Raw genomic sequence first — 23,581 nt, forward strand, 5'->3', positions numbered from 1 at the left:
GAAGACCATCAGGTCTTCCGGGGGCATCTTTTTTTCGTTTCAAAGAGAACCGTGCATGAATCGCGCCTGCCTTAACCAAGGGAATTCTCGCAGGAATATAGGTGTTTCCCTAATAGGAACCGATGAAGAAGGCACCCATAATAAAGCTATACGAAGGACGGCACATTGATTCCCCAATCATTGTCTTTCAAGCAGAAGGAGTTGAACTGTCCTATGAAACGAAAGTCGGGGCTGAAGTTCTTCAAGAGGATGGAAAGCTATTCTGACAATTGGTCCGTTCTGGAGGAGAAAAGCAGGGAATGGGAAGATATGTACCGCAAGCGCTGGTCGCATGACAAAGTGGTACGGACGACGCATGGCGTGAACTGCACAGGCTCCTGCAGCTGGAAGGTTTTTGTAAAGAACGGGATCATCACTTGGGAAAACCAGCAGATTGATTATCCCTCCTGCGGGCCGGATATGCCGGAATTCGAACCGCGCGGCTGTCCGCGCGGAGCTTCATTTTCCTGGTATGAATACAGTCCGCTGCGGGTGAAATACCCTTATATGCGCGGCCGGCTATGGCATATGTGGCAAGAAGCCTTAAGCCAACACAGCGATCCGATCGCCGCTTGGGCCAGCATCGTCGAAGATCCGGAGAAATCCAAGTCCTATAAACAAGCACGCGGGAAAGGCGGTCATGTCCGTGTGTCCTGGCAGGAGGCCACGAAGCTGATCGCCGCCCAGTTAATCTATACGATCCGTAAATACGGCCCGGACCGCATTGCCGGGTTTACGCCCATTCCGGCCATGTCGATGATCAGTTATGCTTCAGGGGCCAGATTTATTTCCCTGCTTGGGGGAGAAATGCTCAGCTTCTATGACTGGTATGCGGACTTGCCGCCGGCATCTCCACAAATCTGGGGAGAGCAGACCGACGTGCCGGAGTCCAGCGATTGGTACAATGCCGGTTACCTTATCATGTGGGGCTCGAACGTGCCGTTAACGCGGACGCCGGACGCCCACTTCATGACGGAGGTGCGGTACAAAGGCACGAAGGTTGTGTCGGTCGCGCCGGACTATGCCGAGAACGTTAAGTTCGCCGACAACTGGCTGGCTCCGAATCCCGGAACCGATGCGGCCATTGCACAGGCCATGACGCATGTCATCTTGAAAGAATTCTATCATGATCGTCAGGAACCGATGTTCCTGAATTATGCGAAGCAATATACGGATATGCCTTTCCTGATTCTATTGGATGAGTTTGAGGGGGGATACAAGGCAGGACGTTTCCTCCGGGCAAGCGATCTGGGAGATACCACGCAGCATGCCGAGTGGAAGCCGGTGATTATCGACGAGAACACCAATGAAATCACGGTTCCGAACGGCACGATGGGACAGCGCTGGGAGCAGGACAAGAAATGGAACCTGATCCTGGAGCGCGAGGACGGCTCGGTCATTGCGCCGGCGCTATCCGTGGAGCCTCAGGGTGGGGAGCGGCAGGTCATTTCCTTCCCGTTCTTCGACAACAACGCCAACGGCACCTTCAAACGCCAAATTCCGGCGAAGACCATTCAGTTGGCGGACGGAACGGAGCGTCTGGTGGTAACGGTTTACGATCTGATGCTGAGCCAATATGGCATTGGACAGGCAGACAGCGGGCTGGGTGCAGACGGATATAAGGATGCGGACTCCTTCTATACCCCGGCCTGGCAGGAGAAGATCACCGGTGTGAAGCCCTCCGTCGTAGTCCAGATCGCCCGGGAATTTGCGCAGAATTCGCTGGATACCGGCGGCCGCTCCATGATCATCATGGGCGCGGGTATTAATCACTGGTTCAACAGCGACACGATCTACCGCTCCATTTTGAATCTGGTCATTCTAACGGCTTCCCAAGGCGTAAACGGCGGCGGCTGGGCGCATTACGTCGGCCAGGAGAAATGCCGCCCGATCGAGGGCTGGTCCACGGTCGCCTTCGCCAAAGACTGGCAGGGACCGCCGCGTCAGCAAAACGCCACTTCGTTCTTTTATTTTGCGACCGACCAATGGAAGTACGAAGAGATGGGTGCCGATTCCCTGAAATCGCCAACGGGCGGGGAGATCCGTTACCAGCATCCGGCGGATTACAACGTGCTCGCCGCGAGACTGGGATGGCTCCCATCTTATCCGCAGTTTAACAAAAACAGCTTGAAGTTTGCGGAGGAAGCAGCTCAGCTGGGGAAAACCACCCATGAGGAAATTGTGAAGCATACGCTTGAACAAGTTGTTTCCGGGGATACGAAGTTTGCGGCCGAAGATCCCGATGCGCCTGAAAACTTCCCGAGATCGCTGTTCGTTTGGCGTTCGAACCTGATCTCGAGCTCTGCCAAGGGTCAGGAATATTTCATGAAGCATTTATTGGGCGCTTCCGACAGCCTGCTCTCGACGCCGAATGAAGAGGATAAGCCGGAGGAAATGGTCTGGCGCGATAACGTGGAAGGCAAGCTGGATCTGCTGGTTGCCTTGGACTTCCGGATGACATCAACTCCGATGTACGCAGATGTCGTTCTTCCGGCAGCAACCTGGTATGAGAAAACGGACTTGTCTTCAACCGATATGCATCCTTTCGTGCATCCGTTTAACCCGGCAGTCGATCCCCTCTGGGAATCACGGTCGGACTGGGATATATACAGAACGATTGCCGAAGTCTTCTCCGACATGGCGAAGACTCATCTGCCGGGAATTTATAAGGATTTGGTCACCACACCGCTCTCTCATGACTCCATTAGCGAGATTGCCCAGCCATACGGTGAAGTGAAGGATTGGCGCAAGGGCGAGATCGAAGCGATTCCGGGCAAAACGATGCCTAATCTGACGGTGGTTGAGCGGGACTATACGAAAATTCACGATAAATATATTACGCTCGGTCCGAACCTGGCTACAGGCAAAGTCGGAGCTCACGGCGTCAGCTTCTCGGTCGCCGAAGAGTATGAAGAGCTGAAGCGTTTGAACGGAACGTATTTCGATGACACCATCAAAAATGGCCTGCCCAAACTCCATACGGCAAGAAATGCGGCGGACGCCATTTTGAATCTGTCTTCGGCCACGAATGGCAAAGTATCACAGCGAGCCTGGGAATCGGCGGAGCAGGACACCGGCGTGCAGTTGAAAGACATTTCCGCGGACCGCGCCGCAGAGCGCATCACGTTCCAGAGCATTACGGCCCAGCCGCGGGAGGTTATTCCGACGCCGGTATTCAGCGGATCGAACAAAATGGGAAGAAGATACTCCCCGTTCACAACGAATATTGAACGGCTCGTGCCTTTCCGTACGCTGACCGGCAGACAGCATTTTTATATCGACCACGAAATTTTCCAGCAGTTCGGAGAGGCGCTGCCGGTGTATAAACCGACGCTTCCGCCCATGGTATTCGGACCGCGCGACAAGCAGATTACCGGGGGGAAGGATACACTCGTGCTCCGATATCTGACGCCGCATGGCAAATGGAACATTCACAGCACCTATCAGGATAATCTGCACATGCTGACGCTGTTCCGCGGAGGCCCGACGGTATGGATTAACAACGATGACGCAGCGGCTAATGACATCCAGGACAACGATTGGCTGGAAGTCTACAACCGCAATGGCGTTGTCACCGCCCGCGCCGTCGTCAGCCACCGTATGCCGAAAGGCACGATGTACATGTATCACGCCCAGGATAAACACATCAACGTGCCGGGCTCGGAAATTACGAAGGACCGCGGAGGCAGCCACAACGCGCCGACGAGAATACATGTGAAGCCGACCCAGATGGTCGGGGGCTATGCGCAGCTCAGCTATGGATTTAACTACTACGGACCGATCGGCAACCAGCGGGATGTGTACGTGGCTGTCCGCAAAATGAAAGAGGTGGATTGGCTTGAAGATTAAGGCACAAGTCGCCATGGTCATGAATCTGGATAAATGCATCGGCTGCCATACGTGCAGCGTCACCTGCAAGAGCACCTGGACGAACCGTCCGGGTGCGGAATACATGTGGTTTAACAACGTGGAAACGAAGCCGGGCGTAGGCTATCCGATCCGCTGGGAAGACCAGGAGAAGTACAAGGGAGGCTGGACGCTGAAAAAGGGCAAGCTGCAGCTGAAATCCGGCAGTAAGCTGTCCAAAATCGCGCTCGGCAAAATCTTTTACAATCCGGATATGCCGGAAATGAAAGATTACTATGAGCCGTGGACCTATAACTATGAGCATCTAACCAATGCCGGGGAGAAGAAGCATCAGCCGGTGGCCCGTCCGAAATCGGCGGTAACCGGCGAGACGATGAATCTGGAATGGGGTCCGAACTGGGAAGACGATCTGGCGGGAGCCCATGTGACCGGCCCAAAAGATCCGAATATCGAAAAGATCGAGGAAGAAATCAAGTTCAACTTTGAACAGGCGTTCATGATGTATTTGCCCCGCCTGTGCGAGCACTGCCTGAACCCGAGCTGCGTAGCGTCCTGTCCTTCCGGAGCCATGTACAAGCGGGATGAAGACGGCATCGTATTGGTGGACCAGGAAGCCTGCCGCGGCTGGCGGTACTGCATGACGGGCTGCCCGTACAAAAAGGTGTATTTCAACTGGAAAACGAACAAGGCGGAGAAATGCACCTTCTGTTTTCCGAGAATTGAAGCCGGGCTGCCTACGGTATGCTCCGAAACCTGTACAGGACGTATCCGGTACTTGGGCGTGCTGCTGTACGATGCCGACAAGGTACAGGAGGCAGCCTCCACGCCGGATGAGAAGGATCTCTATCAAGCTCAGTGCGATCTGTTCCTGGATCCGCATGATCCGGCTGTGATCGAGCAGGCGCGCAAGGACGGATTAACCGAAGAATGGATCGAAGCTGCCCAAAACTCGCCCGTATATAAACTGGCCATTGAATACAAGCTGGCCTTTCCGCTCCATCCGGAGTACCGGACGCTGCCGATGGTTTGGTACGTGCCGCCGCTCAGTCCGATCATGAACTATTTTGAAGGCAGGGATTCGATTGAGAACCCGGACATGATTTTCCCGGCAATCGAGGAGATGCGTACACCGATCCAGTATCTCGCGAATCTGCTCACGGCAGGGGATACGGTGACGGTGAAGGAAGCTCTGCAAAAAATGGCCATGATGCGTTCTTACATGCGTGCGCAATCGTCGGGGACTGCGTTTGATGAGACACGGCTAGCACGGGTTGGCTTGACCGCTTATCAAATGAATCAGATGTACCGGCTGCTTGCCATCGCTAAATACGATGACCGATTTGTTGTTCCGACTTCGCATAAAGAAAGCCATATGGATGTTTACCGTTCACAGGGTTCCGAAGGCTTTAGCGCAAGCTGCGGCGGCTGCGGACCGGAGGGTTTGCAGGGCAAAACGGGCAAAGAGCTGTACGAAGAAAACTTCTACGGGGGGATCTGGCGTGATTAATCTCGGAAAGCTGCATGATAATAAACATGTTTTCGGCTTTTTCGCTCAGCAGCTCACGTATCCGGAAAAGCTGGACTTCCATCCGTCGGTCATGGAGGAGTCGCTTGGCTCCTCAGACCCGGCCTATGAATCCGTCAGAACGTACTGGACGACCATGCATGAATACAGCATGGAACAGATTGAAGAGCTCTACGTCCAGACCTTCGACTTTCAGGCGAAATCTACGTTGTATATGACCTATTATAAATTTGAGGATGGCAGGGAACGTGGTCAGATGCTTGCCAGACTTAAAGAGACGTATGAGATGTTTGGCCTCGGCATCGAGGGCTCGGAATTATCGGATTATCTTCCGCTGATGTGTGAGTTTTTGTATGCAGCGAATTGGCAGGGGCGTGAAAAGGAAGCGGCGGAGAGCCTGGATTTGATGATGGCTGTCATGGAAGACGGTACCTATCATCTGCTGAAAGCTTTAGAGAAGTATAAGAGTCCGTATCGCTATCTCATTCAAGGTCTGCGAGAGACGTTCAAAGCGTGTGTCCATCGGGAGGCGGCAGCTCATGAGCATGATTAATCAGTTTCTGTGGGTCATTTTCCCCTACATCTGTCTTGCCGTGTTTATTGTCGGTCATATTTACCGATACCGTACGGACCAGTTTAACTGGACGGCAAAATCCAGTGAGTTTATCGAGAAGAAGCATCTCAAGCTCGGCAGTCTCATGTTTCATCTAGGCATCATCCCGGTTATCGGAGGGCACGTCGCAGGTCTAGCTATCCCTCAATCCTGGATGGAGTCGCTGGGCGTCAGTGATCATATGTACCATATCGGGGCGGTGTATATCGGGAGCGCATTTGGCTTTCTAACGCTGGCAGGTATGGTATTGTTAACCGCCAGGCGGTTCACCATTCGAAATGTCCGAAAACTCAGCTCCGCATCCGATATGATGGTTAATGTCCTCCTGCTGTTTATCGTATTTATGGGGATGTACAGCACGCTCGTCACGAACGCGGTGCAGCCGGAATTCAATTATCGGGAAACGGTCTCCGTGTGGTTCCGTGGGTTGTTTATGCTCCGTCCGGATGCTTCATTGATGGTGAATGTGCCACTATCGTTTAAAATTCACATTCTGGCGGGATTTGGCATTTTCGGCTTATGGCCGTTTACCCGATTGGTGCATGTGTGGAGTGTTCCGTTGAATTATGTGGGTAGAAGATATATCCTGTATAGAAAGCACCGTAAATTTGAATCGTAGAGCGGAAGAAGGCTGTTTGGCCTTCTTTTCTACGTCAGAGGAGTAATGGAAATGAAGAATCAGCCGATCTTTAATTACCAAAGTGAAATGGATAAGCTTCGAGCCCGGTTTCAATTCGATTTCGTGTCCATGGCGTTGGTGCAGCCGGCTGAAGACCGATTTGTATTGACCTGGCAGTATGCCTCGGGAAACATAAACGAGAGGTATAAGCGTATCGTTTTACATTCCGGCAAAGGCATCGCCGGCATGGTGTTTAAGACCGGAAAACCGATGCTGATTCAAAACGTGAATGCCGATATTGAATCAAAGGACTTGTATAATTATCCGATTATCGTTGCCGAGCAGTTGAAAAGCCTTGGCGCATTACCGCTGTGGGAAGGCTCTCGCGTCAGGGGGGTTTTGCTTGTGGGCTATCGCAAGGAAAACGTGCTGGATCCACTGTCCTTTGAATCGTTTCAGGAAGGAATAGGCACGGAATTTGGGGCTTTTTATGCCAAGGAGGTATCACAGCCTTGATTCAAATGACGGATGAGCATTTAAGCGAACTGCTTAGAAATATGTATCAGAATAGCATGGAGGCCATTTTTTTTATTGACGAAAAGGGCAGCGTGGTGGCAATGAATCCGGCAGCGGAGAACATCCTAGACATTGAAGTGATCGAGAGGATGCAGTCCGGTGCGGATGGTTCCTTCTGCCAAACCTGCAAAGGCTACACCGATGAACAGGATCTCATAACCTGCTCCACTTGCTATCTGGATTATCCGGATGGAGAGTTTTCATCGTTCCAAGTCTATCTGAAGACACGTGGCGAAGGAATCGTTCCCTATGCGGCCAGTTACCATATCATCGATGAAGCTCGCGGCATCCGGGTCATGATGCTCCTCGATCTGACGAAGCAGCAGAAGACACAGGAAATACTGCAGCGGACGAATATGCTGAAATACGTTATCAAGGCACAGGAGGACGAGCGCAAGCGGATATCCCGCGAACTGCATGATAGCGTGGCTCAAGAGCTGCTCAGCTCACTGGTCGACCTGCGTGTTGTTAAATATATGAACGTGGGCGAGGATGTGCTCAAGAAACTGCACCAGACCGAGGTATCTTTAACCAGGCTTCTGGATGATATCCGGCATTTATCCGTTGAACTCAGGCCGGCTTCATTAGATGATTTGGGGCTTGAGGCTGCCTTCCGCTCCCATTTTAAATGGATTGGAAAGAACTACGGAGTGCTGGTTGATTTTTCTGCCGAGTTAGCGGCAGCACGCTACGGCAGCGAGATTGAAACGGTTGTGTACCGGGTATGCCAGGAAGCGGTGCTGAATGCCATGAAATATTCAGGAACGGATGAGGTGCATGTACGCTTATGTGAAGTGAATGGCTACCTTCAGTTAACCGTCCGGGACCGTGGAGTCGGGTTTAACAGGGTCATTGATGAAGCTAAGGGAACCGGACTGGGACTGTACGGGATGCGCGAACGCGCAGAGCTGGTCGGTGGTCAGTTTATTTTGCTTTCCGCTCCCGGTGAGGGTACGACGATTCAGCTTAACATTCCGCTTACGAATGGTGACGACAAGCTGGAGGTGATGGGTACATGAAAATTGTGATTGCGGATGATCATGCCGTGGTCCGCAGCGGATTTTCCATGATTCTGAATTACCAGGAAGATATGGAGGTTGTCGCGACGGCGGCAGACGGCATGGAAGCTTACACCATGGTGGCGAAGCACCGGCCGAATGTGCTGTTGATGGATTTAAGCATGCCTCCCGGCGAAAGCGGGCTGATTGCGACCGGCAAGATCAGCAGTGAATTTCCGGAAACGAAAATTCTGATTCTAACCATGTATGATGATGACGATTATCTGTTTCATGTTTTAAAAAACGGGGCTTCAGGTTACGTACTCAAAAATGCGCCGGATGATGAATTAATCTCCGCCATCCGCATGGTGCATAAGGGAGGGACCTATATCCATCCCCAGATGGCTACATCCCTGGTTCGGGAGTTTATTAAGAAAGATAGTGAGAGTGCGGAGCAAGATCCGTTTAACAGTCTGTCCAAAAGGGAGATTGAGATCCTGCCTCTGATCGCCAAGGGTTATGGCAATAAGGAAATCGCAGAAAAACTATTCGTATCGGTCAAGACGGTGGAAGCGCACAAGGCCAAAATCATGGAAAAGCTGAATTTGAAAAGCCGTCCGGAGTTAGTGGAATATGCATTGAAGAAAAAATTGCTGGATTTTTAGTCCTTACATATACAAGAGGGCGCAATTAAGGGTCGTTGCTTTAAGGAATAGGGAAGTTCCCCGGAGAGATTCAGGGAACTTCCCTATTAGCATTGTGAATAGGTGCACGTACAATAGGAGCTGGGGATCAATATGCCATTCATTATGCTTTAGAAAAGGTGATGGAAATGATCAAAAAGCTGCAGCTTCCGCTGCAAACAATGAATCTGGTGCTTGGCTTTATGGTATGGGTCATCATCTCCGCGCTCCTGCCGTTTATTCGAGAGGACATCTCCATTTCGGCCGACCGGCTCGCGATTCTGACGGCTATTCCGGTGGTGCTGGGTTCCGTTCTCCGGATTCCGCTTGGCTATTACGCCAATGTGGTGGGAGCACGAATTGTTTTTATCGCCAGCTTCATCCTGCTGCTGTTTCCGGTCTATTTTATCAGCGCGGCTTCCTCCTTTACGCATCTGGTGATCGGAGGTTTGTTCCTGGGGATCGGGGGGGCCGTGTTCTCGGTTGGCGTGACCTCATTGCCTAAATATTATGCGAAAGAGAAGCTGGGACTCGTGAATGGGATTTACGGGATGGGCAACATCGGTACCGCCATTACCACATTTGCTGCACCGGTCATCGCGACTCAGATCGGATGGTCCAAAACCGTCCAGCTGTATTTGGTTCTACTTCTGATATTTGCCGTGCTAAATGCATTTTTAGGCGATCGCAAAGAAATAAAGGTAAAAACACCGGTAATGGAACAGATCAAGGGCGTGTATAAAAATGAAAAATTGTGGTTTTTCTCGCTTTTTTATTTTATTACATTCGGTTCGTTCGTGGCCTTTACAGTGTACTTGCCAAACTTCCTGGTGACCCATTTTGAGCTTGCGAAGGTGGACGCCGGGATGCGGACGGCAGGGTTCATTTTGGTAGCCACTTTATTACGTCCCGTAGGCGGCTGGCTTGCGGATAAATTTAAACCGCTGTTCTTATTAATGGGCGTATTCATAGGGCTCACGGCTGCGGCCATCCTGTTGGCATTCTCTCCGTCCATTGGCTTATATACGGCCGGATGCTTAACCATTGCCGTTGGTGCCGGTCTCGGAAACGGGGTTATTTTCAAACTCGTGCCCCTTTACTTCAACAAGCAGGCCGGCATTGTAAACGGTATTGTGTCCATGATGGGCGGCCTTGGCGGATTCTTCCCGCCGCTGATGCTTTCCTTCATCCATTCGGCTACGGGGCAGTACTCCATTGGATTTATGGCCTTATCGCAGGTTGCGCTCGCCAGTTTCGTTATTGTGGTATGGATGTACTACCAGGACAAACTCACCGTACAATCGGAGGTGTTTAACTCCACCGACCAGGGGATTCTGGTTACGGATCCGAACGGTAGGATCAATGCCGTCAATCCGGCATTCACGAAGTTAACCGGATATTCGGAGGAGGAAGTACTCGGCAAAAATCCGAGCGTATTGAAGTCCGGAAGACAATCACCGGCGTTTTATCAGGCGATGTGGTCTGAAATCAGGGAACACGGGAGCTGGCAGGGGGAGATTTGGAACCGCCGGAAAGACGGAGAAGAGTACTTGGAGCTGCTGACGATTAACGCGGTAAAGGACGAATCGGGTGACATCGTTCAGTATGTGGGTACCTTCAGCGATATTACTTATCATCCGCCTGGCCGTTGTTCGAATGGCTGAAGATATGAATCACGATGGCTATGAGTTGATGGATTGGAGAGGGGGAAACGCATGAAAAAGACGAGGATTGTCATCCCGCGGGAGCATGGTGGCTGGGCTATGGTCAGTGTACCCTATATCATAGGAATGGCGGCAGCCAAGCCGGCTCTGCTGCACCTTCCGCTATTTTTGGCGTGGTTATGTTTATACATGGCATCCTATCCGTTTCTGCAATCCTTAAAGAAGACGTCCCAACGTAAAACTTGGATATCCTGGGGGATCATTTATACCCTTATCGCCGTGGTTTTTCTGATTCCGGTGCTTGTCTTCAAACCGTCGATGCTCTGGTTTGCACCTGTGCTGCTCATCCTGATCATGGTGAACGTTTGGCATGTCCTTCAGAAAGCGGAGCGTGCACTGTTAAATGATATTTGCGCGATTCTGCTGTTCTGTACCGGAGGTGCCGCAGCTTATATGCTGGGAGGCGGTGGTTTCGATTCGATCCTTGCCGCCGTCATTGCGTATAATTTCCTTTATTTCACAGGTACTGTGTTCTTCGTCAAATCCGTCTTCCGTGAACGCAAAAACAGACGCTGGACCGTATACGCAAAATGGTATCATGCTGTGATGTTGGTTCTGCCGATCATCTTCGGGAATCCATGGATGTGTCTGCCATTCCTTTTTCCGTTCATTAAGACGTTACTGTATTCCGGAAAAGCAATGAAACCGATGAAGGTCGGAATCATCGAGATTGTAGGTTCCGTCCAGTTTTTGTTGCTGTCCATGATGTTGATGTAGTCTGCCGTTTTCATAAAAATCGATTCCATCGTCCATTCTGTTATAATAAGTGGAGGCTACAGAAGGGAACGATGTTTATATGACATATACAGCGCAGCAGGTGGCTGAATGGATGGTGGAGGAAATCCGGTTTACGGGTAATTTGTATCAGACGGAGGCCATCCGCTATGTACGCGAGAACTTCGGGGAAGAGTTTGTTTTCGTTAACGAAAACGGGAATGCCTCACTGTCCAAGGACGTGAAGAAGGCATTCCGCAAACTGCATGGCGGTCGGATCGCTTGGGATCGTGACGGATTCATGTGGGCATGGACGTAGTCTTGCTTCGAAAAAAATAATAAGGGCTGGAGCGGCTTGAAGGCCATCCTGCCTATCATAATGAGAACAGCTGCCTTGAAACCAGGGCAGCTGTTTTTCATTACGACTTATTTGATTCGGTGAACCGTGAATTGTCCGGTTGAAGCGTGCAGGGTCTTCGCAGCCTGCTCCGGGTCCAGCTGGCGATGCCGTTCTACCGCATAGCGGAACTCGTAGAAGCCGCCAAGCGTAGCCTTGAAGTTGGTTTCCCAGTAGTTGGTCAATATCCAGGCATACGTGGAAGGACGGCTGTCCGCAGGCTGCATGGTGTGGAGCTGCCGGGGCGCGTGCTCCAGCGTTCCCAGCTGTACGAGCGGCGTGTCTGTCATGGACAGGATGAGCGCTTCCCGTTCTTTAGCCGAGTGCCAGAATATCCCCTCTTGGACGCTGGTGTAATCCAGGCAGGATCCGGGAATCTGATCCTTCCATGGGCGGATGTGACAGCCTGCTTTTTCTACATATAGCTCGGCTTCAGTGCCCATGGTGAATGGCAAAGCCACGTAAACATTTTCCGGCAGCCAGACGCTGTCTTTGTGGAAGCGGACGGACACCTCGACACGAGGCTGATTCGCATACATCTTGATGTGGAGGGCATAGTAGCTGAGCCCTTTCACGTCAAAGACCAGCTCCACCAGGGCAAACAGGGGTCCGTTGTCCAGCACGGTGACTCGGGTCAAGCGTCCGGTATCCCGCTGGACGTTCGTGCCCTTCCGGTTGCGTCCCATGCGGCGGCGGGTTGAGCATATTTCGGACGGATTATGCTCATCCTGTGCCGGCGTTACCTCGTACACGGGGGTGAATGGCGCGTGCTCGCGTGCATCGTCCAGCAGGTCTGCCGAGCGTGTCTTATCGATCCATGCCGTAATGCCTTCGTTCATCTCCCATTCGATCCGGAAGGATTCGGATTCGATCGAACGCTTGCCCACCACGATTGGATATGGAGTTATGGGCTGAGTCTGGATGTCTGCGATTCCTTCGCACGCAATCGGTTCGGTGTTGCGCGCGGTCACCATGTTCCCGAATTCGGAGAGGGCATCTGGTGTTTCGTGCGGATGGATGTACAAGATCCGGGACTCATCCGGTTCAAGTGAGAGCTGCGTGACAAGCGCCCCCGTGTGTGCCAATTGGTACGGTAGCGCCTGCCCGGTCGTTTCGTCGATGAGCTCGAACTTTTTCTTCAAGATCACATGTTCCCAACCATCCAGCGGGATGGCGACCTGCAGCGTCGCCGCGGCCGGCTCCGTGTTGATCACCTCGTAGCGCAAGGGACGATGAGGGGCAAGCAGTGCGCCCTGACGGGTCACGAGCGCTTTGTCCAATGCCCGGTAAGCAAGTTTGCTGGCTTCCGCCGCATAGGCCTGCTTCCGTACCTCCAGCATTTGCACCTGCGGATGCCATGGCTCATACACGGAGGAATGATAGCCCCATGTATGCTCCGCGTACATGGTCAGCGCCTGTGAGGCATCCTCGATCTCGGCGAGGCTTGCCGCACCATGGGCCGGATCGAGCCGCTTGACTTTGCGAAGGGTACGCTGGGCATCCCGGTAAATCTGGGTATGCATCGCTGTTGAAGCCACCCCATCGGTCCACCAGTCCGGCCAATCCCCCCGGTGTACCGGAAGCTCGGACAGGTCCTCCTGTTTCAAGGCCGCAAAAAATTCGGACAGCGTAGCCAGCTTAATGGTGATTCGGTCGCCGTATTGTTCATTCCACTTCGTCATCCACTCCGCGATATCCGCATTCGGGGATGCATTGTCCGTGCCCAGGCCGGAGACCATGACCGGAACGAAGGAATACGGGTAGGCTTCCTGCTCGAGATTCCATAAATACCGGTTAATCCGTAAAGCAGCGATGTCGTTATGACGTTGTTCAGGCTCCATCAGGTTATGCTGAAGCTCGTCCTTGATGATGTATTTACCCAGTGCGTCCGGACAGAACCCGAGCTCGTTGCCGAACATGTAATGCTCGCCGTTCCAAACAAGCAGTCTGCCGCCGTTCGGGCTTTCCCACCAGAACGGAGTTTGTTTGCGGCCCAACGGATACATGCCGTGATGCGTATGAATGCATGAAAATAGATGCTCGATGTTATTTTGCAGCAGGCTATCCGCGTACCCCCAGCCGTACCCGTTAATGTCGGCGGTCATGGCGCTGTCGATCCGATGTCCGAAGGTCTCCGCGAACCTTTGCGCCTTGCCGTGGTTCCGCAGTAGGAGGTCGTAATCCGGGAGTTCGGTCATATTGAGATAGGTTCCGGACAGTTCGATATCGCCGCGTTTTACCGCTTGTTGAAAAGCTTCTTTTTCTGCCGGAGTTGCAGCCTCGAGAAATTTCTCTACGGCCCAAAAGGTTTCGCAAGTCCAGCGGAATGTTTTCCATTCCGGGCGATCTCCGCTGTTTGCGGCTTCCGCGATGCCTAGTGCCTGGCGGATAAAATCAACATGGTACTGCTCAATCCTCTCTTGGCGCTCGGTGTAGCCGATATCCGTGTGAGAATGATGAATGACATAAATCGTCCAGGGGCGGGCGGGTTCATGACCGCCTTGGGTGGATAGGTTCATATAATGGTGACCTCCTATAGATTAATTGGGAGCGGATGCATGATGATCCGTATCCTCGAATAGCTTCTCAATGCCGTTATACACAGCCGCCGTCCCATCCGCGAGACCGTGAACAGGAACGGCGTACCTGCCTAAAGCCAGTTGGATATCTCTTTCCCATAAGGGTAAGCTGCCCGAGATTTGTCCGCCCAGCACCAGGCGGCTCGGTTTGAACTCGGATAGATAAGGCAGCAGCATCTCTCCCAGCTTGCTGCCGTATTCCCGGAATACATCCTGAGCTTGTGCGTTACCGCTCTTGGCTGCTTCAGCGAGATCGGCTACGTCGATCCCGTCAGCCAGGAGCCCCCGCTCCGAAGCCATGTTCAGAATACCCCTTCTCCCGAAATAGCTGTCCACGATGTGATCCCGGTAAGGCTCCGCAAACAGCATTCCGCTGCTTGGGATGCCGTGCCTGCCGGCTACGATTTGACCATTCTCCACAAAGGCAGAGCCGAGGCCTGTACCGAGCGTAAGGCATAGGAGACGTTCCGAAGGGAACCGGATGGAGGCCCCAAGCCCGAACATGAAGGCGTCATTCCCGAACCGGATATCGGCGGCGGTCAGTCGATTCATCGTGACACCCGGGAAGAATGGCTTGAGTCTCTGAAATTCGAAGCGGAGCAGATCCCGAACCGACAGCTTGAACAGAGCTTCATATTTGCCGATGCCTTGAAGAAGCGCGATGCCTTTTGCGTAATCGAAGGGCCCCGGGAAAGCAAAGCCGATCCGAATGGAATCGTGATAATCCAACGGCCGGTAGGCCGAAGCGTAATAGGTGATCAGATCATGACAGGCTTGGGCGAAGCTGGCGATCGTATCGGCCGCAGCCCCTTGCGATTCCGAGGGCCGGGTTAGGAACGATCCGGGAACAAGCTGCCCGTTCACGATAAGCGCTCCCTTCAAGGCGGTGCCGCCGGCATCCAGCGCGATGGTAATGGGGGCCGGGGTGGGCATGCCCCCAGGATCCGCCCCATCATTCCGTAACATGGAAATTCTCCGTTCCGGTTGTCCGGGAAGGCGGAAGCAGGGGATGATTCCACTCGGGATTGACTCTGGCGGCAATCAAGGTGCATGGGGACCCGGACAGGTTCTCCAGACGGTATTCTCCCACACATGCCGGGACGATGTAGGATTCCGCGTATCCCCATTCAACGGCCGCACCCTCGTCCGCTGCCGGTACAAGGCGGACGCGTTCGCCATCCACGAGGTTGTACATGACGAATTCTCCTTGTGTGTCCGCATTCCATGTTTCATGCAGGGTCAGCCTGCTGACCTGGAACAGCAGATCATCCCGTTGACCGAGCAGCTCCTCCGAACTGCTGCCTTGTCGCCTTATGACGGTTGGCTGGGCGATAAGACCGTTTTCTACCGCTGACGTATTCATGGCGTCATTGATATTGTGGCGTGCATGCTCAGGGTTCATCGGGCGTGGCTTGCCATCCGCGTCCAGCCGCAGATAATCGTAGATTTTGAACGTAAACCACCAGGTGGTCGAGGAGATTTCCAGCACCAGATTATCCCTGCCGGAGCAGTGGACTGTGCCCGGTGGAATGAGGTAGAGATCCCCCGTTTGCGAGTAGTACTCGTTAACGTAGTCGGAAAGCTCAAGCGGCTCTTCCCGAAGTTGGGCGTCTTCCACTGCTGCAAGCAGCCGTCCGCCGCTTATTCCTTCCTTCAGCCCGAGATACACCTTGGCTCCCGGGGCATTCCGCATGATGTAGTACGACTCTTGCTGTGTCATATGTTCATTGAACCGCGACTCGGCATATTCTTGCAGCGGATGCACCTGCAGCGACAGTTCGCCGCCCTGCATCGTATCTAGATAATCAAACCGGATCGGGAAGTAATCGCCGAATAGCCGGGCGTTCCGCTCTCCCATGATCTCTTGGGGAGCCGATTCCATTAATAACGTGAACGGAACCTCAAGGGTGATATCCTGCACGCGCAGCAGAAGTGTATTCTCGGGAGCGATGGGTTCAAAGCTCCAGGCACAGTTCGGCCATTCGTCGGGAAGACCGCACAATTCCTTAAGGTATTGACCGCCCCATATCCCCGGAGCAAAAAACGGCTTGACCCGAAACGGCTGCCGACTAGCTTTATGCAGTACGTTCACCAAGTCTGCTGTCGGCAGCCACACCGGCTCTTCCGGACGATTTAAGTCCATGTAGTAAGCTTGGTTATCCGAGTGTTCGGAATGGGTATAATGGGCTAACCAGTCGCGACGGTAAGTCTCCCAGACGGGCCATTCGAGAAATAAACAATTCTTGTAAGTCTCAACCTTATCGTTGGAGCTGCCCAAGCCAAAGCTGCCCATATGCTGGGCATGGCGCCGCTGCTGATTTTCGCGGGAATAATCGGCGTAGAAGCGAAGGTCGGGGGTCTGGCCTTCAAGCAGCGAAGCACCGGGTCCGTGCAGTACGTATATGCCTTGCATTGCATCAAATTCAAGCGCGCTTTTTTTCAAGGCAGTCCGTGCGTCCTGTTGAAAATATTGAATGGGGAGGACATCGGTTGCTTTATAGCCGAATGCCCGATTATCAGTCAGATATGAAGCCATCTCGACCCGGAGCTCGGCTTCGGGTTTGACGTAATTGGATGTGGAATCGCATGAGAAGGCGATCCCTTCCTGCTCACAGGTTTGCTGAAGCTTCCCCAGCAGTTTATCGAAACCGGCGCCGTGCGTTCCGTCAAGTGTAATGAAGGTACTGCGCTTTTCTTGTACTAGATGCTGGTTTTTTTGTTTGTAGGCCGACATGATAAGCGAGCACCAGGAGTCGATCCCATTCTTCATAAATAGGGGTTGGTTGCGAAAGTCCAAGTGGTTGATTGGGTGTGATTGAAAGGCCGTTGCAGGTTTCATGGATTGATGGATCCTCCCTTCAGGAATGTCTGTTACGACTTCATTGTAGAAGGGCAAGGGAGGATCCGTCTTTATAAAAAGAGGAAGTGTTTTTGTACGATCAGGACATCGGCCCCTAAGCACTAAAGCTCGGAGTCGTAACGTCCTTCCGAAAACTGCGATCGCCGGAAGCGGGCCGGGGTTACGCCAAGCTTGGACGTAAACACCCGGGTGAAGTAGTGCACGGACTCGAATCCGCAAGAGACGGCAATCTCTTTGATCTGCCGGTCTGTATTCAGAAGCAGGTGTTTAGCCTGCTGCACGCGCTGCTCCTGCACATAATGAACAAAGGATTGATGTCCGTATTTACGGAACAGCCGGGTCAAATGACGGGTCGTAACGTGAAGATGGCCAGCCACCCGCTCCAGAGAGAGCGGCTCGCCCAGATTATCCTTGATAAACAATTCGGCTTGATGAAACATCGAAGCCCCTTCTTCGTTTGCTCCAACTTCGGAAGGTTCTTGGTAGAAACCGGGGCCGTGCGCAGCCAGAATCGATAATAGGAGCGAAATCGCCATGCTGTTCAGCATATGCGGCGGGTGCTGCTTACCGCCAGAGCCCGAATGAAACACCGATAACAGCGAAAGCCACAAGAGTCCGGGCGCTTGCCCGGCACCTTCCTGAAGCACCGGAATGCCTTGGCTGGCTAACCTTCGAAAAGCAGCCGTATGGAGATCGTTGTTTGCCGATTCATCCAGTTCAAAGGCAACATAACATAAAGCCAAGCCTTCCCTGCTCTTAATTTGGTGCTGAATGCCCGGCCTGGAGAGAAACAGGGTGCCTGGATGAAGATGGAATTCTGTCTCGTTTTCGATATACGAGCCGCAGCCTGTCAACACGTAACAAGCTTCAAAAAATGAATGCTTATGCTCCGTATTGTCGAAGTGGCGCGGCATAAATCCCCAGTAGTGGATCCGGACGTTCAGTTCCTGCTGTTCAATACGGTTCAAGGTTCGGTTTAATATGGAATTGGCCCGTTTAAATAAGGGGATGAAAGCATCGTCATCGATGTGCATGGGAGATGGTACTCCTTTTCGGAATTGGCGGATTTCCCTGCCAAGAATATGGGCTAAATGGGACTAATGATCACTCTCTATTTTATATCATAGATATGTTTTTATTGAAAAAATGGGTATCGTGATGTCATGCATAGACAGCTACACAAGTTCTTCATAAGTAGTTGCTATGCTATGAACATTCAATATAAGAGAGGAGTTCATTACATGTCAGCTACGAAACGATTGAAGCCGCTTTTTCTGGTTACGTTAGCATCCCTTATCCTCATACTGGGTGCCTGCGGAAATACGAAAAGCGCAGATCCGGATAGCAAGGAAAGCACGGAGGCCACCGGGAACATGGATGGCATGGATCATGGCAGCATGAATCATTCCGGCTCGGGCGAGGTTCCGGATGGGTTGAAGTCGGCAGAGAATCCAACCTATGCGGTCCAGACCCAGGCGATGATTGAATCCGATCACATGCCCGGAATGAAGGGGGCAAAAGCAACGATAGTCGGAGCTTATGATACGACGGTGTACACCATATCGTATACGCCGACGAACGGCGGACCCGAAGTGAAGGATCATAAATGGGTAATTCATGAGGAGCTGAAGGAAGCCGGAAAGGAGCCCTTGGAACCTGGAACGGAAGCGGTCGTGAATGCGGATCATATGGAGGGGATGAAGGGAGCCACTGCCGTCATCGATTCCGCCGAACAAACGACGGTCTATATGGTGGATTTCACGACAACAACCGGCGAAGAAGTCAAGAACCATAAGTGGGTGACAGAGAGTGAGTTATCCCCGGTCCAATAAAGTTTCATAGAATAAAACCATCGCTCTCTTAAGACAAGAGAGCGATGGTTTTTTATGCATATGGGGGGATGCTCAGCTTCCTTTGATCTGCTGCAGTGCACCCGTCACTTCCGGATATCGAAACTGGAAGCCGTGACGCAGCGCTTTGGCCGGAAGGATTCGCTGGCCCTTTAGCAGAATGAGCGACATTTCACCCAGGATGGCTTGGAGCATGAAGGCAGGCAGGGGGAGCCAATGCGGACGGTGATAAACCTTGGCGACGCTCCTGCCGAATTCCTCATTCGTGACCGCATGCGGGGAAGCGGCGTTCACGGCTCCTGAAATGTCCTCGTGCCGGATGCAATAATCGATTAAATCCACGATGTCGTCGATATGTATCCAGGATAGCCATTGCTTGCCGCTGCCGATCTTGCCGCCAACGCCCAGTTTGTAAGGCAGCAGCATTTTGGGGAGTGCACCGCCTTGATTGCCAAGCACGACGCTGATGCGCAGCTTGATTAACCGGTCGACCGGGATGCGGTCGGCCGCCTGCTCCCATTGCTGCACAACCTCGGACGGGAAGTCCATAATCGTTGCAGGGCTTTCCTCATCAAACGTTGCCTGCTCGGATGTGCCGTATATGGCCATCGCCGATGCTTGAAGAATGACCGGAGGTTTGTGTTCCAGGCGGTGCATCAGGTCGGCTACGGCAGATACGGTTCGTTGCCGGGATTGAAGAATTCTCTGCTTGCCTGCTTGCGTCCAGCGCTGGCTCAGGGAGGAACCCGCAAGGTTAACGAGTGCATCCAAATCCTCAAGCCGCTCCGGATGAGACTTCATCTCATCCCAAGTCAAGTAGGATACCTGCTTTTTTATCTGATGAGCGGGAGTTTCCGGCTTCAACCTGGTGACGATGATAACGTCATGGCCGTCGCGCTGCCAGCGCTTGCTTAATGCTTGGCCAATGAAACCGGTGCCCCCGCAGATGGCTATTCTCATGAGTGAACCTCCTTAAACGTATAATTAACCCGTCAAAACTTGGCTGAGAATCATTACTCGTAATGCATTAAAATGAGCGGAGAAGGTAATAAGAGTACGTTTCCTTACGAAGATGAAGCCAATATTATACAATCCATTATACAAGAAATGAGGTATGATTCCGTTATATGATTTTTCGGTCATCACTTCAGTTTGTCATGATTCGAAACGGGAAGGGGTGCGGGATGGGACTAATAGAGAAACTTCAAACTTTGATCATTATGGGCGCGGTGGCGATGGGGCTGGCATTGGGGCAGCTGCCGGCTGCCGCAGACTATGCGGAATATGGGATTGTTCCTTTTTTGCTGCTGATGTTATATGGATTATTTTTGACGATACCGCTGCAGCAGCTAAGAGAGGCGTTCAAGAACATCAAGTTTCTGGGGGCGAGCACGCTCATTAATTTTATCTGGACGCCGCTGCTTGCCTGGGGACTTGGCGCTGTCATTCTGTCGGATCACCCGGCGCTCTGGATCGGATTCATCATGCTGATGGTGACCCCCTGTACCGACTGGTATTTGGTGTTTACCTCGATTGCCAAGGGGAACGTGCCCTTGTCAACCTCGATACTGCCCGTTAATCTGATCCTCCAGGTGCTGCTCCTTCCGCTATATTTGCTCTTGTTCTCCGGCACGATCGAAACGATAGCGATGGCAACGCTGATCGAAAGCGTGCTGCTTGTGCTCGTTGTTCCGGTTACTCTTGCACATCTCACCCGTTTCTTGCTGAGAGCGAAGAAAGAGGTGTTGGAGCACAAGCTGATGCCATTCTTTGGCCGGGCACAGATTGTCTTTCTGGGTCTTGCCATAGTCGCGATGTTTGCGTCTCAAGGGTCATACTTATGGAACAACTTGGACATGATGTATATCCTCATTGTTCCGATCTTGATTTATTTCATGATGAATTACATGCTGGGCAGCGTGGTAGGCAGAATGCTGCGTTTCTCCTACGAGGATTCGGTCAGCCTTCATTTAACGATCATTGCCCGGAACTCCCCGGTAGCCCTCGCGATCGCCGTGACGGCTTTTCCGGAACAGCCCGTGATTGCCCTTGCCTTGGTCATCGGACCGCTGATCGAACTGCCCGTGCTTGCCGCTGTCTCTCAGCTGCTGCTAGTAACAAGAAGAATGAAGCGAAAGTCGATTTCATAACTAGATCGATTCGTCACGCAAACGCCTGCCTTAAGATCTCCGCTGCCTGGTCCAGCTCCGTTTTTGTGATAATGAGCGGAGGGGCGAAGCGGATAATGGATTCATGGGTTTCTTTGCAGAGCAGGCCGAGATCCTTTAGTTTCTCGCAGTAGGATCTGGCCGGGACCTTGAGTTCCATGCCGATAAATAAACCTCTGCCGCGCACCTCCTTAATATCGGGATGCGGGATGGATCGAAGCAGCTGGAGAAAATATTCGCCGAGCTCCAGGGAGCGAACCTCCAGCCCTTCCTCAATGCATACATCCATGGAGGCGATGGCCACCGCGCAGCCGAGCGGATTCCCGCCAAAGGTGGAGCCGTGGGACCCCGGCTCGAATACACCGAGAATATCCGCATCCGCCGCCACGGCAGAGACGGGAAAGACGCCGCCGCCGAGCGCTTTTCCGAGAATGTACATATCCGGCACGATCAACTCCCAGTCGCAGGCAAAGCGTTTACCCGTTCGGCCAAAACCCGTCTGGATTTCGTCCGCAAGCATAAGGACGTTGTGCTGCCTGCACAGCTCCAGTGCGCCGCGAAGGTATCCGTCAGGCGGAATGACGATGCCGGATTCGCCTTGGATCGGCTCCACAAGAAAGGCGGCCGTATTCGGTGAAATGGCCTGCTCCAGCGCTTCCAGGTCCCCATAAGGGATGATTTTGAAGCCCGGCGTGAACGGACCGAAGTCCTCACGGTATTCGGTGGATGAGGAGAAAGAGGTAACGGTGATGGTTCGGCCGTGGAAATTGCCTTCGCAGACGATGATTTCGGCCTGATCTGCCGGTATACCTTTCTTCCGGTAAGCATAGCGACGTGCTGCCTTAAGCGCTGTCTCAACCGCCTCGGCTCCCGTATTCATGGGAAGCATCATGCCTTTGCCGGTAAAAGCGGACAGCTTCTCGTAAAAGACGCCCAATTGATCATGATGAAATGCGCGCGAGGTCAGGGTCACTTTATCTGCCTGTTCCTTCAAGGCCCGGATAATGCGGGGGTGACAATGACCTGCGTTCAGCGCCGAGTAGGCGCTCAACATGTCGATATACTGCTTGCCGTCCGAATCCGTCACATGGATGCCTGCAGCTTCGGCAATGACGATGGGAAGGGGGTGGTAGTTTCTCGCGCCGTACCGTTCGGCTTTCTCGATATGGGAGTTGGAAGGGTTCATGGCGTAACCTCCTTGGGAGTCTAAAGAAACCTGTAACGCGGAAAATGCCTTATACCGCGCTTAAGAGGCTTCTCATATCAAGCATGGTGCCATGTCACAAGATGCTTTCGCCCAGCATGGAGGCGATTAAGCCGACAAGCAGCCGGGAAGTCTTCTGCCCGCGGTCCAGCAGCGGGTTGTTCTCCACGAATTCGGCTGAGGTCAGAATACCGGATTCCGACAGCATTTCCATGGCCAGGTGCGCTTCCCGGTAGCTCAGCCCGCCTTGTACCGGCGTTCCTGTTCCCGGTGCGATCTTTGGATCGACGCTGTCAATATCAAAGGAGAGATGAACGCCATCCGTCCCCATTGACGATATTCGGATGGCTTCCTCCATGACCCGGAACATGCCCATGCGGTCGATATCCTGCATGGTGAAGCAGGTAATGCCTTCCTGGCGGATGAAATCCCGTTCGCCCTGATCGAGGGAGCGTGCGCCAATGAGCACTACGTGTTCCGGCTTGATTGTTGATTTTACGCCGCCAACTGAGGTTAGCCGCGCATCGCCTTTTCCCAAGCTGACGGCCAGCGACATGCCGTGGATATTGCCGCTTGGGGTGGTATCCGGCGTATTGAGATCGGAGTGGGCATCGATCCAGATGACGCCCAGGCTTTGGTAGTGCCGCGTAAGCCCGGCTAGTGTGCCGATTGCAATGCTATGGTCACCGCCAAGGACAAGCGGGAAGACACCCGATTCTGCCAGGGCGGACACACGAGTTGCGAGCTGCTCGTTAATCGTTATGACTTCTTTCAGATGTTTTAGTTGAGGATGGTGCGCTTCATCCTTGTGTTCGGGGAGCGCAGCAAAGTCATCGACCTGGTAGGATACACCGAGTGTGTCAAGCTTGCGTTTCAGACCGGCTCCGAATATCGCGTTCGGTCCCTGTCCGGCGCCACGTCGGGTAGCTCCCCGGTCGAAAGGCACCGGGACAATTGTTACGGTGGACGGAAGATTTCTCATCATAGGCTCACCTCCACTTTGTATCAGTGTATTCAGGAGCCCGGCTGCGTGACTTGGGCAAACCCCTATGCAAGCTGACCAATGTGGAAGGTTTTGGATACCACGAGAAAAACACCCTTGATGCATGATTCATGAGGTGACCGTAGAGGGCCCCATGATGCAGCATGAAGGGTGTGTAATACG

At 52.8% G+C, this 23,581-nt stretch carries 19 protein-coding genes; 12 read left to right on the top strand and 7 right to left on the bottom strand.

The genetic code is table 11. From position 1 onward, the window contains the following. The first annotated feature begins 213 nt into the window (after positions 1 to 213). The 10 genes from PAEVO_RS02510 to PAEVO_RS02555 all read left to right on the top strand — a co-directional run bounded on the left by PAEVO_RS02510 (position 214) and on the right by PAEVO_RS02555 (position 11,677). Positions 214 to 3,888 carry a nitrate reductase subunit alpha gene (locus PAEVO_RS02510; protein ID WP_100536128.1) on the top strand — a complete coding sequence of 1,225 codons (3,675 nt, stop codon included), beginning with the start codon at positions 214 to 216 and terminating at the stop codon, positions 3,886 to 3,888. Then, entirely contained in the window at positions 3,878 to 5,413 is a 1,536-nt protein-coding gene (narH, locus tag PAEVO_RS02515; protein WP_100536129.1) for a nitrate reductase subunit beta, read from the top strand. Before PAEVO_RS02510 ends, narH begins: the two co-directional genes overlap by 11 nt. After that, positions 5,406 to 5,984, top strand: a complete 579-nt coding sequence (gene narJ, locus PAEVO_RS02520; protein WP_100536130.1) for a nitrate reductase molybdenum cofactor assembly chaperone — start codon at positions 5,406 to 5,408, stop codon at positions 5,982 to 5,984. The genes narH and narJ overlap by 8 nt, the downstream gene beginning before the upstream one ends. Then, the gene (gene narI / locus PAEVO_RS02525) at positions 5,971 to 6,663 is read left to right on the top strand and encodes a respiratory nitrate reductase subunit gamma (protein WP_100536131.1); all 693 of its coding nucleotides are present in this window, start codon (positions 5,971 to 5,973) and stop codon (positions 6,661 to 6,663) included. The genes narJ and narI overlap by 14 nt, the downstream gene beginning before the upstream one ends. A 51-nt stretch (positions 6,664 to 6,714) precedes the next feature. Continuing rightward, complete coding sequence (locus PAEVO_RS02530) at positions 6,715 to 7,179, top strand: GAF domain-containing protein (RefSeq protein WP_100536132.1); 465 nt, start codon at positions 6,715 to 6,717, stop codon at positions 7,177 to 7,179. Further along, positions 7,176 to 8,258, top strand: a complete 1,083-nt coding sequence (locus PAEVO_RS02535) for a sensor histidine kinase (protein ID WP_100536133.1) — start codon at positions 7,176 to 7,178, stop codon at positions 8,256 to 8,258. Before PAEVO_RS02530 ends, PAEVO_RS02535 begins: the two co-directional genes overlap by 4 nt. After that, positions 8,255 to 8,902 carry a response regulator transcription factor gene (locus PAEVO_RS02540; protein WP_071223733.1) on the top strand — a complete coding sequence of 216 codons (648 nt, stop codon included), beginning with the start codon at positions 8,255 to 8,257 and terminating at the stop codon, positions 8,900 to 8,902. Before PAEVO_RS02535 ends, PAEVO_RS02540 begins: the two co-directional genes overlap by 4 nt. A gap of 167 nt (positions 8,903 to 9,069) precedes the next feature. Then, on the top strand, positions 9,070 to 10,584 hold the full coding sequence (locus PAEVO_RS02545; protein ID WP_100536134.1) for a nitrate/nitrite transporter: 1,515 nt from the start codon (positions 9,070 to 9,072) through the stop codon (positions 10,582 to 10,584). A 51-nt stretch (positions 10,585 to 10,635) separates the two neighbouring features. Continuing rightward, positions 10,636 to 11,361: a YwiC-like family protein gene (locus tag PAEVO_RS02550; RefSeq protein ID WP_100536135.1), complete on the top strand. Its 726-nt coding sequence runs from the start codon at positions 10,636 to 10,638 to the stop codon at positions 11,359 to 11,361. A gap of 79 nt (positions 11,362 to 11,440) precedes the next feature. After that, on the top strand, positions 11,441 to 11,677 hold the full coding sequence (locus PAEVO_RS02555; RefSeq protein ID WP_041621962.1) for a DUF6953 family protein: 237 nt from the start codon (positions 11,441 to 11,443) through the stop codon (positions 11,675 to 11,677). A 107-nt stretch (positions 11,678 to 11,784) separates the two neighbouring features. Here PAEVO_RS02555 and PAEVO_RS02560 read toward each other — a convergent pair whose 3' ends face one another. The 4 genes from PAEVO_RS02560 to PAEVO_RS02575 form a co-directional block, all read right to left on the bottom strand. Next, entirely contained in the window at positions 11,785 to 14,274 is a 2,490-nt protein-coding gene (locus PAEVO_RS02560; RefSeq protein ID WP_100536136.1) for a glycoside hydrolase family 38 N-terminal domain-containing protein, read from the bottom strand. A gap of 21 nt (positions 14,275 to 14,295) precedes the next feature. Next, complete coding sequence (locus PAEVO_RS02565) at positions 14,296 to 15,300, bottom strand: ROK family protein (protein ID WP_100536137.1); 1,005 nt, start codon at positions 15,298 to 15,300, stop codon at positions 14,296 to 14,298. Further along, entirely contained in the window at positions 15,287 to 17,173 is a 1,887-nt protein-coding gene (locus PAEVO_RS02570) for a class I mannose-6-phosphate isomerase (protein WP_100536138.1), read from the bottom strand. Before PAEVO_RS02570 ends, PAEVO_RS02565 begins: the two co-directional genes overlap by 14 nt. A gap of 122 nt (positions 17,174 to 17,295) precedes the next feature. Then, positions 17,296 to 18,228, bottom strand: a complete 933-nt coding sequence (locus PAEVO_RS02575) for an AraC family transcriptional regulator (protein ID WP_100536139.1) — start codon at positions 18,226 to 18,228, stop codon at positions 17,296 to 17,298. Between the two features lie 207 nt (positions 18,229 to 18,435). Between PAEVO_RS02575 and PAEVO_RS02580 the strand changes: the two genes are divergently transcribed. Beyond that, positions 18,436 to 19,026, top strand: a complete 591-nt coding sequence (locus tag PAEVO_RS02580) for a YdhK family protein (protein ID WP_100536140.1) — start codon at positions 18,436 to 18,438, stop codon at positions 19,024 to 19,026. Between the two features lie 72 nt (positions 19,027 to 19,098). Here the strand turns inward: PAEVO_RS02580 and PAEVO_RS02585 are convergent, their stop codons facing one another. Further along, the gene (locus tag PAEVO_RS02585) at positions 19,099 to 20,004 is read right to left on the bottom strand and encodes a TIGR01777 family oxidoreductase (RefSeq protein ID WP_100536141.1); all 906 of its coding nucleotides are present in this window, start codon (positions 20,002 to 20,004) and stop codon (positions 19,099 to 19,101) included. 224 nt (positions 20,005 to 20,228) lie between these two features. On the opposite strand from PAEVO_RS02585, the gene PAEVO_RS02590 reads away from it, so the two are divergent. Next, complete coding sequence (locus PAEVO_RS02590; protein WP_100536142.1) at positions 20,229 to 21,194, top strand: arsenic resistance protein; 966 nt, start codon at positions 20,229 to 20,231, stop codon at positions 21,192 to 21,194. A 13-nt stretch (positions 21,195 to 21,207) separates the two neighbouring features. Here PAEVO_RS02590 and PAEVO_RS02595 read toward each other — a convergent pair whose 3' ends face one another. Beyond that, positions 21,208 to 22,398 (bottom strand): ornithine--oxo-acid transaminase, encoded by a 1,191-nt coding sequence (locus PAEVO_RS02595; RefSeq protein ID WP_100536143.1) that lies wholly within the window; start codon positions 22,396 to 22,398, stop codon positions 21,208 to 21,210. A gap of 94 nt (positions 22,399 to 22,492) precedes the next feature. Beyond that, a complete protein-coding gene (gene rocF / locus PAEVO_RS02600) occupies positions 22,493 to 23,398 on the bottom strand; it encodes an arginase (protein ID WP_100539304.1) in 906 nt (301 codons plus the stop codon). Positions 23,399 to 23,581 lie beyond the last annotated feature (183 nt).

Source organism: Paenibacillus sp. GM2FR (genome assembly GCF_002803325.1).
Lineage (GTDB): Bacteria > Bacillota > Bacilli > Paenibacillales > Paenibacillaceae > Paenibacillus_AQ > Paenibacillus_AQ lautus.